At 39.9% G+C, this 14601-nt stretch carries 15 protein-coding genes; 2 read left to right on the forward strand and 13 right to left on the reverse strand.

The window, feature by feature from the left end; translation table 11 throughout:
* The first annotated feature begins 671 nt into the window (after positions 1-671).
* Positions 672-1742 carry a L,D-transpeptidase family protein gene (locus MMB68_RS15900; protein WP_277549177.1) on the forward strand — a complete coding sequence of 357 codons (1071 nt, stop codon included), beginning with the start codon at positions 672-674 and terminating at the stop codon, positions 1740-1742.
* A 58-nt stretch (positions 1743-1800) separates the two neighbouring features.
* On the opposite strand, the gene MMB68_RS15905 is transcribed toward MMB68_RS15900, so the two are convergent.
* Positions 1801-3732: a hypothetical protein gene (locus MMB68_RS15905; protein WP_277549178.1), complete on the reverse strand. Its 1932-nt coding sequence runs from the start codon at positions 3730-3732 to the stop codon at positions 1801-1803.
* 136 nt (positions 3733-3868) lie between these two features.
* Between MMB68_RS15905 and MMB68_RS15910 the strand changes: the two genes are divergently transcribed.
* Entirely contained in the window at positions 3869-4462 is a 594-nt protein-coding gene (locus MMB68_RS15910; protein ID WP_013055735.1) for a YdbC family protein, read from the forward strand.
* Positions 4463-4494: 32 nt separating this feature from the next.
* On the opposite strand, the gene rpiA is transcribed toward MMB68_RS15910, so the two are convergent.
* The 12 genes from rpiA to MMB68_RS15970 form a co-directional block, all read right to left on the reverse strand.
* Positions 4495-5163, reverse strand: a complete 669-nt coding sequence (gene rpiA / locus MMB68_RS15915) for a ribose-5-phosphate isomerase RpiA (protein WP_221783974.1) — start codon at positions 5161-5163, stop codon at positions 4495-4497.
* A gap of 82 nt (positions 5164-5245) precedes the next feature.
* On the reverse strand, positions 5246-5836 hold the full coding sequence (locus MMB68_RS15920) for a hypothetical protein (protein ID WP_221783973.1): 591 nt from the start codon (positions 5834-5836) through the stop codon (positions 5246-5248).
* Between the two features lie 132 nt (positions 5837-5968).
* The gene (locus MMB68_RS15925; RefSeq protein ID WP_277549179.1) at positions 5969-6727 is read right to left on the reverse strand and encodes a carbon-nitrogen hydrolase family protein; all 759 of its coding nucleotides are present in this window, start codon (positions 6725-6727) and stop codon (positions 5969-5971) included.
* Between the two features lie 97 nt (positions 6728-6824).
* On the reverse strand, positions 6825-7739 hold the full coding sequence (gene murQ / locus MMB68_RS15930; RefSeq protein WP_221783969.1) for an N-acetylmuramic acid 6-phosphate etherase: 915 nt from the start codon (positions 7737-7739) through the stop codon (positions 6825-6827).
* Between the two features lie 35 nt (positions 7740-7774).
* A complete protein-coding gene (locus MMB68_RS15935; RefSeq protein ID WP_277549180.1) occupies positions 7775-8716 on the reverse strand; it encodes a BadF/BadG/BcrA/BcrD ATPase family protein in 942 nt (313 codons plus the stop codon).
* On the reverse strand, positions 8673-9761 hold the full coding sequence (locus MMB68_RS15940; protein WP_221783965.1) for a DUF871 domain-containing protein: 1089 nt from the start codon (positions 9759-9761) through the stop codon (positions 8673-8675). The genes MMB68_RS15935 and MMB68_RS15940 overlap by 44 nt, the downstream gene beginning before the upstream one ends.
* Positions 9758-10093, reverse strand: coding sequence for a PTS lactose/cellobiose transporter subunit IIA (locus tag MMB68_RS15945; protein WP_221783963.1), 336 nt, complete (start codon positions 10091-10093; stop codon positions 9758-9760). Before MMB68_RS15945 ends, MMB68_RS15940 begins: the two co-directional genes overlap by 4 nt.
* Before the next feature lie 17 nt (positions 10094-10110).
* The gene (gene anmK, locus MMB68_RS15950) at positions 10111-11256 is read right to left on the reverse strand and encodes an anhydro-N-acetylmuramic acid kinase AnmK (protein ID WP_221783962.1); all 1146 of its coding nucleotides are present in this window, start codon (positions 11254-11256) and stop codon (positions 10111-10113) included.
* Position 11257: 1 nt separating this feature from the next.
* A complete protein-coding gene (locus MMB68_RS15955; protein WP_269870534.1) occupies positions 11258-12574 on the reverse strand; it encodes a 6-phospho-beta-glucosidase in 1317 nt (438 codons plus the stop codon).
* A 16-nt stretch (positions 12575-12590) separates the two neighbouring features.
* Positions 12591-12857 carry a hypothetical protein gene (locus tag MMB68_RS15960; RefSeq protein ID WP_033578208.1) on the reverse strand — a complete coding sequence of 89 codons (267 nt, stop codon included), beginning with the start codon at positions 12855-12857 and terminating at the stop codon, positions 12591-12593.
* Between the two features lie 54 nt (positions 12858-12911).
* Complete coding sequence (locus MMB68_RS15965; protein WP_217028609.1) at positions 12912-14213, reverse strand: PTS sugar transporter subunit IIC; 1302 nt, start codon at positions 14211-14213, stop codon at positions 12912-12914.
* An 80-nt stretch (positions 14214-14293) separates the two neighbouring features.
* Positions 14294-14599 (reverse strand): PTS sugar transporter subunit IIB, encoded by a 306-nt coding sequence (locus MMB68_RS15970; protein ID WP_221783955.1) that lies wholly within the window; start codon positions 14597-14599, stop codon positions 14294-14296.
* Between the last annotated feature and the right edge of the window lie 2 nt (positions 14600-14601).

Consider the following 14601-nt stretch of genomic DNA (forward strand, 5'->3'; position numbering starts at 1 on the left):
CTTTATATGAATATTGCTTATTGATGTAGAAATCTACAGCTTTTAACTTTGTTTCAAGTGTGTGTTTTGACATGAAAAACTGCACCTCCAATTATTAGTTTTTGTCTAACAATTGGGGTGCAGTTCATTTGCAAGTAGTTTTTTTACTCCTTCCCTCCCTATATTCGAATAAGAATATTTATCTATTTCCACAAAACTACGCATACTTCTTTTCCAGTTTCGTATATCTAATAATAGCTTCGTTCTCCTGAACTTTTGAATTTTTTGTACATAAAACCCATATAAAGTATTTTTATACTATTTTATGTCTTTTTATGGTATAAAAAATACAACTATGTTACAATATGATTACAAAACAATCTGTATAACGCTTTCATTTCTTTACACAAAAATGAAGAACTGGAAAGGGTGTGATGCCTACGTAAATATGAATCCGCTAGATTAGTAAACTTATATTCCTAAAGTTGTACAAAGCAGCAAGAAAAGCTTAGTTATTCTTATTATTATAAATTCCCGCTAGTAAAGTCTTTCTACTTAATGATTTCCTTATTAAGCGCATACATACAGGTATAAGAAAATGCAGCTATTCGTCTTTTATTTTATTAGTGAAGAATTTATAGCACTGCCGCACCATATGTTTTTCATTAATGCAGCCTAAGGAGGCGCAGCACATGGCAAATAGAATATCAAGAACAACAATCGTACTCATAGCAGCTATTTTAGCTCTAGCCTGCTTGTTTGTAGGAGTTCCAAAAACAGAAGCTGCTTCAACACCATCTCATTTAATTATCATTAACAAAGCGACGAATAAACTCGCTTATTACCAAAATGGTTCACTTGTCCGAACGTTTTCAGTAGCAACAGGACGTACACAGTCTCTTACACCAGAAGGCCATTTCAAAGTAGTAAATAAAATCGTCAATCGCCCTTATTACAAAGGGAACATTCCTGGTGGAGATCCTAGAAACCCCCTTGGCAATCGCTGGCTAGGCCTAAATGCTAGAGGTACATACGGCACGACGTATGCTATTCACGGAAATAATAATCCTGCTTCCATCGGCAAATATGTAAGCAGCGGATGCGTTCGTATGTACGATGAAGAAGTAGAATGGTTATTTAGTAAAGTGACCGTCGGTACACCAGTGGTGATTACAACTTCTTCTAAATCATTTAACGACATTGCAGCAGCAAACGGATACAACGTTTCTGGAAACTCAGGTTCTACTCCAGCTCCTTCTACAGGAACTGTTTTAAAGAAAGGCAGCAAAGGAAATGCAGTTAAAGAACTTCAGCAGAAACTAACTTCACTTGGCTATAATACACAGGGTACGGACGGTGTGTTCGGTGCCAATACAGATTCAGCTGTTCGTAAGTTCCAAAAAGACCACGGCTTAACGGCTGACGGCATTGTTGGTCCATCAACATATAAAGCTTTAGGAAGTTCAGGAACGAAACCGAAACCGAACCCGACGACACCAACAAACCCAACAAATCCAAAGCCAACAAATCCACCAGCAGACTCAACAATTAATACAAAACAAACGCTTAAAAAAGGAAGCAAAGGCAGCAATGTTCAAGCCCTTCAAAAGAAATTAACAGCGCTTGGCTATGATACAAAAGGCACGGACGGTATCTTCGGCGCCAATACAGAAGCTGCTGTGCGTAAGTTTCAAAAAGACAATAAGCTAGCAGTTGACGGCGTTGCCGGACCTAATACTTTAACTGCTATTTCCAAACGCTAATAGAGCCTGAAATCAGGCTCTGTTTTTTTATTGATAAACCTCTTTTTACATTGACTCCTTAATGAACCATTACGCCGTCTTTCTTTTCTATCACATACTTAATCAGCTGATAAACCGTTCTCATAAGAATTTGCTGCTGATAGATATCATTTTTGGCAGGAATTACGTTTTCTATTAGTCTGCTATATTTATACGGTTGATCGTCTTCTTTTTCTTTATAAAGAGCGAGCCAGTCCTTACGGGCATTTTCAAGTAGCTGCTCGTTGAAATAGGAATAAACAACGCTTGCGAATTCTCCTGCTAATTCTTGAATAACCTGCTGTCGGTCGGTGACCGAATGATAGGTACTTGACCATCCAGACGGCTGGCTTAGAAAATGCTCGTAGACAGATGAAATAAAAGCGGACGCAATGACTGGCACCGGCCCTTCATGCTCTCCTAAGGAAATGTTCAAACACGTTTCTCTATCCATATAAGGAATGTTCAGCGACTCCATCGCCTCATAAAAAGCCTGGGAAACAGTTAAGTTTAAATAAATAGGATGCAGCTCTTGCTGCTTTTTTCTCGTTTCTGATACTAAAGCTGCCTTTATGTCTTTATACAGAAGCTGGCTCTCTTTGAATTCCTCGTGTACACATTCTAAAATAGACGTATTCCCTACTGTTAAATAGTAGTGAAGCTGCTTTTTCATAAGAGGTGAAACGCTTGTAAGCGCATAATCTATTATTTTAGCCATGGCATGTTTTTTAGCATAATCCGTACGGCAGCTTGGAGAGGTAAGCAAATCTCCGTGTGTAACACAAACGTTTACCTTAGCACCGTGACCATGTACGATGAGCTGTTGAAGAAATTGAATATTTAATTCTTTAAGCCCATGATGTACGTATAAAATAGAAGCTGCTTGTTTAAAAGAATCGTGGATGGTGCTTGTATATTCAAAACACGGATGCTCGCAAATCGCTACTCCTTTTTTAAAAGAAAAAGGGCCGCAAACTTCAATTCTACGAAACAATGGATAAATAAGACATCCGTTATTTTCTTCTTCTTCATTTGTTAGCGGGCCAAAGGAAGACAGCTCTTTTGCTGTGAGACGGCAGGATATTGGCCAGTCGTCTTCTCCTATTTCCCATATTCCTTCCTTGTATTCTTTCAACCGGGATTCAATTGCCAGAAGCATTTGCTCGGTGATTTTCCTACATTCAAGCCGCTTATGCCATACCTCTGCAAAATCTCTTCCTTCTTGATCAACAGCGTCTTTTACTATTTCACTTTCTCGTTTAATTGCATCTACAAATTGTTTGAATGAACTATTTTCGTCGCTCATTCTTAAAGGAACATCATTATTAAAATAACGGGCTTTGTATGGAATATCTCCCAAAAGAGCGCGCAGATTAAAAGAAGAATCTCCGTATAACAACTCAAAGACCAAGTCATAATCCGTTCCTCCTTCAGCATACACTTCAGCGCTTCTTAGTAGGATATTCTCCAATTTCCTTTGCACTTCACTTCGCGTAAAAAAAGAGACAGCAGCTTCATAGTGTTGGGAATCCTTCACCTTATACGTAGCAGAATAAGCGCCTTTACTGCCTATTCCTAGAAAGCCACATTCCTTTTTTATACCAAGAAGCTGGCGGATTAAGGCTGTTTTGCCGCTTCCTTGTTCTCCGATTACATGAATGTACTCATACTCGCTGTCAATTTGTTCACTCGTTCTTTTTTCAATATCGTTATAAAAAGCATTCACTACTCGTTCATCATATCTTGCTTTTGCTCTTCCTTTTGCAGTACTTGTCCAAAAATCCTGCACTCTCAGCAGTTCATTCATCTCTTCAACCAGGATGTCAATTTCATCGTGTTGCTCTGTATACATAAACCGTTTAACAAACGGGTGCGATCTTCCTCTTTCATCTTTTTTAAACGGATGCTGAAACATAATTGACCAGCCTTTTCGCATAGGAGATTGACAGGCTTTTGCACGAAAAACTTTCATTCATTTCCCCTTCTTTCCCTAACATTGTCCTATTTGAAATGTATGGCTTTTAAAGGGGGGATATGTCTATGATTTTCCTCTTTTTAGAAGGATTTTCCCTTCATTTATCGAAGTAATTAATTGAGGTGATGGGAGAATGTTGACAAAAATTGTGAAATGCAGCATACCGACTGATAAAAAAGCATCTTTTTCATATACGCAACAGCATTGGGCTGCTCTTGCACACGTGAATGGTTTCATTGGCCAATTAGGGGGTTGGAACGTGGAAGATGAAACAGATGCTTGTATTTTAGCTCTGTGGGAAGATGGAACAACTTATCAAGAATTCATGAAGCATACTCATGATTCTATTTTTTATAAAAGCAAGCAGGATCAAACATATACGAATTTGGACGTTTCCACATCAGATCCGTCCTACTTCATAGGAGCACGCTACAATTATTACCGAAGCAGCGCCATTGAAAGCCGTTATTTAGTAAAGACGGAAATTGAAGTCGATTTTTACGACAAAGAAGATATCCATGAGATGGTAAAAAGCTTGATAAATCCTTCTTATCGCTGTTTATCTCACGTCGTATCACCAATCGAGCATAGCAAGCTTGTCATTTTTTCATTATACGGATCTGCTTGTCCGCAAAAAACAATTGATACCTTCGTTCATCCAAATGTACTGAACGCGTCTCAATACATATATCAATTAGAGAAAAATTGGAACGTTCTTTCCAATTAAAAAATAGAAGCCTAGGCCCGACGCCAAAGCTTCTATTTTTTTATGATATGAACATCTTGATTTTGTACGGTAATAACTTCCTCCGTCATTCCTACAAACAAACCGCTTTCTACTACGCCTGGGATCTTTATCAGCTGTTTTTCCAACTCAGCAGGATTTTCAATTTCTGAAAAATGGCAGTCTAGAATATAATTTCCGTTATCGGTGATAAACGGCGTATGATCATCTAAAAGCCTAAGCTGCGGTACACAACCTGCACTGCGAATATGCTTCGCCGTCATTTCCCAGCCAAAACGTATAACTTCAACAGGAAGAGGAAAAGCTCCTAGCGTCTTCACTATTTTTTTAGAATCCGCAATCACGATAAACCGCTTCGCTGCGTACGCAATCATTTTTTCTCGAAGCAGCGCGCCTCCTCCTCCTTTAATTAAAGAAAGTTCGCTATCCACTTCATCTGCTCCGTCAATTGCTATATCAATATATTCAACATCTGCTAAGGTAACAATGGGAATACCTAGTTTCCTTGCCAGCTCTTCTGTTTTTTGAGAAGTAGGAACCGCTTTGATGTTTAATCCATTTTTTACTCGTTCACCTAGTTTTACAATTGTATAATAAGCTGTTGAACCTGTTCCTAGCCCTACAATCATTCCATCTTCAACAAATTGTGCTGCTTTTTCACCAACTGCTTGTTTTTCAATCATACGAAGGCCTCCTTACTCATATTGTACCCGTTTACATAAAAAAGCAAAAGCATTATGAACCCTTACGAAAAAACTCAGCTGACTATTCAGCTGAGTTTTTTTGAAACTGTGTATTTAGAAGAATTTTCTCTACCCAATACTGCTGTTTTGTACTGTTTGTCTGTTCATTGCTTTTTAGTTCAAACGTATAGTAAATATACTTGTCTGAATAATCATCATTCACATAAGCATGATAAATGCTATGCTTTCCATCTCTTGTTTGTTTTTTCACATAAATCGTTGCATTTTTACCTTTTAACATGTAATCAGGCTGAAACGCATCCATTTTATTTTGAGCTGCTTTGCTTTTTTTCTTAGAAAATAAAGCCGTTATTTTTCCAGCATTGTATGAATCATTTTCCTTCGTTGATGCTGTCCATACTTCACTTTCATCTTCACTGCTTTTATAAGAAGATTTATGAATAACATACTGAAGCGGAAACCACATCCTATATTGATTGGTATCCGAAGTAAATAATTCAAATCCATTGTCTGTTTGTTCATGATCGACCAAAAATGTACTCGTAAACTTATCTGCCTGCGCTTCACTTTTAAATTTCCCGCTTTGAAACAGCCAAATTCCTACGGCAATGACCAATGCTCCAGCTACTGATGCGGCTTTTTTCCGATCCATTGTTTCCACACACCTTTTAATACCCCTTTAACTTTTGATAATACCACATTGACGTTTATATCGTCATAAGGAGAAATAACCAAAGGGTTATAAGAGCGCACATGCTAATTTAACTAGAGAAAATAAACTTTTTTACAATAGTAAATTTGATAACAGACGCTGAGCTAACAGGCGGTTAGCCTCACTGGGCTCTATCGTATACGTTAGTAGTTCTTGCTTTTCAGCTTTCGCTTTTATCAAACATTCACCCTTTGGAGAAAGAAGAGAAGTCGTGCTTTTTTGGTTCTCTAAGGCGTAATTCACGCTTGCAAAGTAAATACCATTCCCCGTACTTCTTGCAATCATTGCATAATCATAAAACTTCGGATCTGGTACTTCACCAGTAAACTGTGGATGAAACACAATGCTCGCTCCTCTTATAGCAGCCCATCGGACAGTTTCAGGATAGCGCCATCCCTCATGGCAAATAACAATACCGAATTTCACGCCGTTTATTTCAAACAACTGGCGGCCATTTCCAGGCTTATAACCAAATTGATCTTCTGCTGGATCAATTTGATTTTTAGTTTGATACCCTAATTCTTTTCCATTTTCATCAATTACGAAAGCAGCTAAATGCATACCAAGTTCGTCGCGCCACTCCAGTGGTAAAATTACGTTGAGCTTTAACTGTTTGGCAAGCAACTTAACTCTATAAAGCGTATTTTGTTGAATTTCGTGATTGTATGTCTCAACTTCAAAACCCACTCCTCTAAGTCCCGGCACAATTGATTCTGGAAAACATACAAGGTTACAATCTTCTTCTGCTGCTTGTTTCATACAATTTTCTACCGTTTCTACACCTTCTGCGGCTGACTTTGGAAACCTCACTTGCGCTAACCCAATTTTCATTCATTGCTCCTCCACTTCCAATATCATAAAAAAACTCATGCTACTAGCGTAACATGAGTTTTTTATCTTTACGTAAATAATTTAATTTGCTGGCGGCTTAATCTTTAGTCTGCTGTTCCATTGCTTCTCCAATGGCTTTTTTTAAATGTCCGTCATGTTTATCAAGTAGCCGGTGCACCTCATCACCTTCTGTAGAAGTAAGAAGCGCAAGAATGGCAGCTTTTGGCGTTTTGTATGTTTGTAAACTTTCCGCTGCCTCTTCTGATGAGACGCCTGTTAGTTCTGCAATAATATTTTTAGCACGCTGTACGAGTTTATCATTAGTCGGCTGTACGTCTACCATTAGATTGCTGTAGACTTTACCAATTTGAATCATAGACGCGGTCGTCAGCATATTAAGAACAAGCTTTTGAGCAGTTCCGGCTTTCATTCTTGTAGAACCTGTTACAACTTCCGGCCCTGATTCTGCTACTATTGCATAGTTTGCTTCTTGTTCCATAGCTGATTGAGGAGAATTTACAACGCAGCCTGTTACTGCCCCCAGGCTGTTTGCATACGCAAGCGCTGAGAGTGTATAAGGCGTTCTTCCACTTGCAGCTATCCCTACAAGAATATCTTTATTTGATAAATTAATCGCTTTCAAATCCTCTATCGCTTGTTTTTTATTATCTTCTGCTCCTTCTAACGCATGCCGGAGCGCCTTGTCTCCCCCGGCTATGATCCCAATTACTTGTTCGGCAGGTGTACCGAATGTTGGTACACATTCAGATGCATCTAACACGCCTAGCCGCCCGCTTGTACCTGCTCCGATATAAATCAGACGTCCTCCTTGTTTAAAAGCACTGACAATTTCATCTACTAACAGAGCAATAACAGGCAGCACCTTATTGATTGCCTGAGGCACTTGGTGATCTTCTTCATTAATTTTTTTTACAATTTCCAGGCTTGATAATTCATCAATGTTTAAAGTTTGCGGATTGCGTTTTTCTGTTAAGATATGATTTAAGTTCACTGTGATCCCCTGCCTTTTCCACCATCATTTTTTCTCTATTTATAATCATTCATGAACAGCTGATAAGCTCCTTTAGCAGATGATACTCGCTGTGTTGCCCACTGGATATGCTTTATTTCTTTTTCACATGCTTTTTTATAAACATCAAACACTTCCGGAATTTCCGTTAAAATGCTGCCTTTGCATGCCAGCAAGCAGCTCCCTTCAAACCGCTGTTTCGTATACAAATGAAGAGTCATATCTGCAAGGTGTTTTCCCGCTTGGTGAAGGATGTCACTTGCTTCTTGTTTATGATTTCTTGCTTGCTGTACAACAAGCGGAGTGAGTGAAGCAACTTCTGATTTAGGAGATGAATAGACAAACTTTTTTATGTCGTGTATGGTGTCTGCTTTTACATGTTGCAAGATTGTCTGACTAAGGCTGCTGTAAGGACGGCTTTGATCATGCTCTTTCGTCAGCAATATCAGTGCTTGAAGACCAATCCAATATCCGCTTCCTTCATCTCCAAGAAGGTGTCCCCACCCTCCTCCGTATTCGTATACCCCTTCTTTTTTTCCAATGCTGACGGCTCCAGTTCCTGCAATGGTTAAAATTCCGTCTTTTCCATGCAGTAGTGCTTCATGTGCAATCATGGCATCATCATATAAACCTACTTCTACCTGATAACGATCATAAAAATATCTTTTTATTTCTTCTTTGGATAATGCTTTACTTCCAGCAAGCCCTAGTGAAATGCCTTTACATGTATGACCAGCAAGCGCATTTTTGCACGCCATAATACATTCATCAATATGAGTAACAGCCGTATTGTAATTAATGAGTAAATTGCCGTAACCGCTTTTTGAAGCAGCGAGCTTTTGACCGTCTAAGCTGTACGCAACGGCTTCTGTTTTTGTTCCCCCGCCGTCAATACCTATAATATAGTCCATTTCATCACCGCTCACAAAAAGCAAATTTGTCCCATGGCTGCAGTTCATTTAATAAGAAAATTTCCTCTTCTGCAATGCGCCCTACTACGTTAGTTTTCCCGGAGTTTTCCATGTCTAACAGCGCAATTTGCAGCTCTCCTTTGTACTGACCATAAAGTTCATTTTCTATTAAAATATCGCCTCTTCGAATGGAAGGAGTATGCGTAGGCTTGAATTCTTCTTTTTTATATTTTACTCGGCTTTGCGTAGAGCGAATTAAATAATCGGATACGTCTCCGCGGTAAAAATGAAACTCTTCCAGCACAATTTTCTTTTCAAGTTCAGTAATCGTATCATACAGGGTCACATTAAAGGTAAAGCGCTCTTGCTGAACAACATCACGCAGCGCCTTCATTTCTTCTTCTGATGCATAAGCATTCGCAATGATTGCACAATCAATTAATCCCGTTTTAAAAAGATGCTTAGCCTGCACGTCGATCGGAAGCGTGCGATGCATTTCAAGCGTACAAAGTCCTTCAGTAACAGGCCACGGTCCAAAAGTAGCGCTTGGTGAATTAATAAAAGCAGCTGTTTCAAGGTTATGTTCTTTAAACAATGCTGAACACTTCATAAAGTGATCATACGACAATCCCGCATATCGATGAGGATAGAAGTTGTGCGACCCGAGCAGCTGCTTACGGTTCGGTCGGTAACTTAAAATATTATCGACATACTTTGTTGCATTACTCATATTAATTTCAATTTTTAAGCCGTATGGATTAAAGGTCATAATGGACTCTTCATTTCCCGTATACCCTAGATCAAGACGAATAGCATAAGCCCCTAGTTCGTGAAAAAAAGATAGATCATCATAAGAAATGCCGAGCGCTCCAAATACGCGAGGAGCGATGTCTACTACTACTTCCATCTCTAGCTCATTGGCAAACTCAATAATTTCTTTAAAATTTGCCATTACTTTTTTCTGATCGCCTTCAACAGAAAGCAAGCACGTAAAAATACGTGTAAATCCGTATTGATGCGCAAGTGCTATATACGCTTTATCTTTTTCCACGGTCGAATGTTCCGGGTAAATCGCAATACCTAGCTTTTTCATTGATTTTCGCCTTCTTTTTTAAATTTTTTAATAAGCTTAATCATATGTTCAATTAATTTTTGCTCTGAAATAGCCGTCATTAAATGATCCTGCGCGTGAATTAAAAGCAGCGACTTTTCAATTATTTTTCCGTTCAATTCACGTTGAATAAGCGCAGTTTGCGTTTTATGAGCATGACTAAGCTCTTCTTGAGACTGCTTTAACAGTTCGTCGGCTTTATTAAAATCATAGTCTTCAGCTGCTTCTAACGCTTCATATGCCAGTGATCTAGCATTTCCTCCGTATGCAATAAGTTCAAAAATTTCATTTTCCATATTTGCTGCTTCTGTCATTTCTTCCATCCCCTTTTTTATAGTGGTGCAGGCGTAATGTTTCCTAATATTACAGGAGACAAGGCGCCGGTTGCACTTGGTACATTGCTTGGATAACCTGAAAGTGTTTCATTTGCGAGCACCGCAAAAGCTACGGCTTCTTTTGCTTCTGAAGACATTCCTATTTCTTCTTGTGTATACACGCTGCAGCGCTTCCCAAGCTGCGTTTTAATCATATTCATCAGCGTATTGTTATAACTTCCGCCTCCTCCAATAATCACTTCGTCAATAGAATAGGCAGGAAAAATAAATGTTTCATAGTGATGTACAATGGATGATGCCGTGAACATAGTAATCGTAGCTAGCAGATCTTCTTTTTTATGTTTGCTATATTTCTCTAGCAGTCTCCTTGTGTACTGTGTACCGAACAGCTCTCTTCCCGTCGATTTAGGAGGAGAAAGCTCCATATAATCATGATTCATACAGTCTTCTAAAAGCTCCGAAATAATCTTTCCTTCAGCTGCTAAACGCCCATTTTCATCAAATGAAACATTAAAAAGCTGCTGACACGCTTCATCAATCATCATGTTTCCCGGCCCCGTATCAAAAGCTACTACCGGTATAGGAGAGTGTTTTGGCGGAATCAACGTTACATTCCCAATACCTCCAATGTTTTGAAGCAGCCTTGTACGGTCATCGTGGCTGTACAAAATCCGTTCCGTGTGAGGAACTAGCGGAGCACCTTGCCCGCCCGCTGCCATGTCCATCACTCTGAAGTTTGCCACTACCTTCGTTTTGGTTTCATAGGCAATAACAGCGGGCTCTCCAATTTGGAGTGTAGACATCGCTATATTTTCTGAAGCATAGGGCTGATGGTAAATGGTTTGCCCATGTGATCCGATGACATCTACTTGTTCAAGAGAAAACCCGGCTTCTTGGCACACTCTTTTCACTGCATCTGCAAACGCATAGCCAAGTTTAAAATTCAAGCTGCAGATCAGCTGTACATTTGAATGTTCGAGAGAAAGCGCCTGTTCAATTTCCTTTTTTAACGGAGGTGAAAACGGCATGGTAATGAACTGAAGAAGTTTGACTTTACTTTCATAGCCGCTTCCTTCAATCTCCACAAGAGCTGCATCAATTCCGTCCAGTGACGTTCCTGACATAAGTCCAACAGCATACATACTACGCGTTCACTTCCTTAAAAAAAGCGGGTAAATACTTGCGATGAGCTTGAAGCAGTTCGTCTAAGACCGACTTAGCCAATGCGTCACTTGGAACAAGCGGATTAATAGTAAGTGCAACCAGTGCTTTTTCGTAAGATCCTGTAACCGCAGCTTCTGCTCCTACTCGTTCAAACGATTTAATTTGCTGTACCAGTCCATTCACTTCTACAGGAAGTTCACCGACAGCGAGTGGGACTGGTCCTTGCTTTGTTACCACGCAGTTTACTTCAACCGCAGATTCGTTCGGGAGTGAGGAAATAGCGCCATTGTTTCTTACATTTAATGTTTGAATATCACCTTTATCGTTATAAATGGATAAAATTAAATTACATGCGGCATCGCTGTAGTAAGCGCCTCCTCGTTTTTCTAGCTGCGGAGGCTTACTTTCTAGATTTGGATTTTTGTAGAGTTCAAAGAGCTCGGCTTCTAATGCTTTGACCACTTCAGCGCGCGTAGTACCTGACTGAAAGGCCACAAGCTCTTCTTCTAATATTTCTTTTGTTTTATAGTAGTAGCGGTGATAAGGACATAAAATCACGCCAAGAGCTTCCAAAAAGTCCGGTTGCCATGGAATAGGAGCTATGTTTTTCATTGTTACTTGGGACTTTGGATCACTTAAACGCTGAATTACTTCTTGCGTTACTTCCTTTCCTTTTGCATACACGTGCAGCCCATATACCAAGTGATTTAACCCTGCAAATTCAATGTGAACATCTTCTTTTTCGATTTGAAGCAAGCTGGCGATTGAGTTTGTCATATGTACAGGCAGGTTACAGACTCCTACTACTTTAGAATGCTTTCCGTAGCGAAGCAGCGCCTCCGTTACCATGCCAGCAGGATTTGTAAAATTAATAAGCCAGGCGTTTGGACAAATTTCGTGTATTTCCTCGGCAATTTTCAACAAAACCGGGATCGTTCGCAAGCCCTTAAATAACCCTCCTGCCCCGTTTGTCTCTTGACCAATCATTCCGTACTTAAGAGGGATGCGTTCATCTTGAATGCGTGCATCAAGCTGACCTACTCTAAGCTGTGTCGTTACAAAATCAGCATTTATCAACGCTTTTTGTCGATCAAGCGTTAAATGAATTTCCATATCAACACCTGCTTTTTTGACCATTCTTCTCGCAAGTGCTCCTACAATTTCAAGTTTCTCTTTTCCTTCTTCAACATCTACAAGCCATAGCTCTCGAATTGGAAGCTCATTATATCGTTTAATAAACCCTTCGACCAATTCCGGTGTATAGCTTGATCCTCCCCCTATTGTCACTACTTTCATTTTTTGCCCCTCCTTGTTAAAAAACGGCTAAATATGTAACGGCTGTGCACCCTGCCCCGAGCAAAACAAAGCGTATACAAACGGCGGTTTTAGATAAAGCTGCGGTTGAAAGCCGAATGGAAATAAATGTTGTCAGCAGCGCTGCTGACAGACTTGTAATGGCAAATAAACTATGCTGTGCTGACAGACCAGCATACTGCAGCAGAGGTGTAAAAATAACGTTACAAAGAACCATGGTTAGCAGAAATAAAAACACTGTTTTATAACGAAACCGAACAAACATTGATCCTCACTCCTATTAAAGAGATAGAAGCCAAACAAGTTGGCTTCTCTTTCTTTACATTTGAACTGAACTATCGGATGGTGTAACCGTTGCTTCATCGCTTTTTTCCATTTCAACCATTTTTCGGTCGTACATTTTAAAGAACGGAAGATAAATGACAACAGAAATAGCAATATTGATAACGACTAGCACAACCGCCCGCCAGTCTCCTCCGGTTGATAGATAAGCCCCGATTGGCGCAGGTAGCGTCCAAGGAACCATTACGTAGGTTGGAGTAATAAGACCTGTCGCCGTTGCTGCGTATGAAATGATCGTTGTAATAATCGGGATAATGATAAAAGGAATAATTAAAATAGGATTTAAGACAATTGGCAAACCGAAAATAATTGGTTCGTTAATATTAAAAACCGCTGGAATAAAAGATGTCCTAGAAAGCGCTTTCGAATATTTAGATTTTGAGAAAAACAGCATCGCTAAAACAAGGCCCAGCGTTGCTCCAGATCCTCCAATCCAAACAAACCACTGAAAGAACGTTTCAGGTGCAATATACGGAAGTGTGGAAGCTCCGTCTGCTACCGCTTCAGCATTTTTGGCTAAATACACTTCCCATACAGGGCGTGCCACTGTCCCAACAACAGAGACGCCGTGAATTCCAAATGACCAGAAAAACGTAATTAAGAAAACCGGTATTAATACTCCTGCTAAACTATCTCCTGCCTCTACAAGCGGAGCAACTAGTTTATCAACTAAATGGTGAAGATCGATACCTAAAACAATCGTAATAATCGTCATAAGTACAACAACAATCGCAACCGGTATTAGTGCTTCAAAAGACCTCGATACCGAAGGCGGCACTTGTTCCGGCATTTTTATGGTGACATTTTTTGCTTTACAAAACCTGAGAATTTCGACCGATAAAATCGACACAATCATCGTCACAAATAAACCGTGACCTCCAAGGTTGGTCATTGGAAGCATAAACCCTTCTTCTTCAATCAGCTTTGGAGTCAGCGTAAGAAGTAGTGCAGCAACTGCAATTTGCGCTCCTGACAGCGGATCGAGATTATAGCTTTTGGACAAGTTATACCCTATCCCAAAGGCTATATATAAAGACATAATAAACATCGTTACTCGATACGGTATTAAAATATTGGCGCTGTTATCAGCGGCCCATTTCGCAATTGTGCTATCTTGCGGCACAGGCGGAAACGCTAGAATCAAGAAAAAACTTCCGATAATGATAAACGGCAAAGCGGAAATAACACCATCACGAATGGCTTGAAGATGCCGCTGTTCTGATAATCTGGCCATGGGTCCCGATAAATTGTTCTCTAAAAACGACACAAATTTGCTCATATACCCTTTCCCCCTCTATATTCTCCCCTTGTGTAATAAACCCCTTATTTATTTAAAAAGCAGGAATACGCCTGCTTTCCTCAGCTAACGAGCTGTTGAACCGTTTTAAAAAGCGTCGGACCTCCAAGCGGCGTATAAGCCTGCGGCGGAATGGGCCCGCATGGAACAGAAGCTTTATCCGCTTCCGCTTTCACTGCGTTAAACCGGTGACGAATCTGCGGTGCAACCATTACAACGTCCCAGCCTTTTTGAATTTCCTCTGCCACTTCATTTGTCCCAATTGCCAGCACTTCCATATCCGTTCCGTGCTTTTGTGCTTCCGTCTTTAATGCTTTTACCACAATTGAACTTGACATTCCTCCAGAACATACAAACAATACCTTCATTT

The sequence above is a fragment of the Priestia sp. Y58 genome (assembly GCF_029522095.1).
Taxonomy (GTDB): Bacteria; Bacillota; Bacilli; order Bacillales; family Bacillaceae_H; genus Priestia; species Priestia megaterium_E.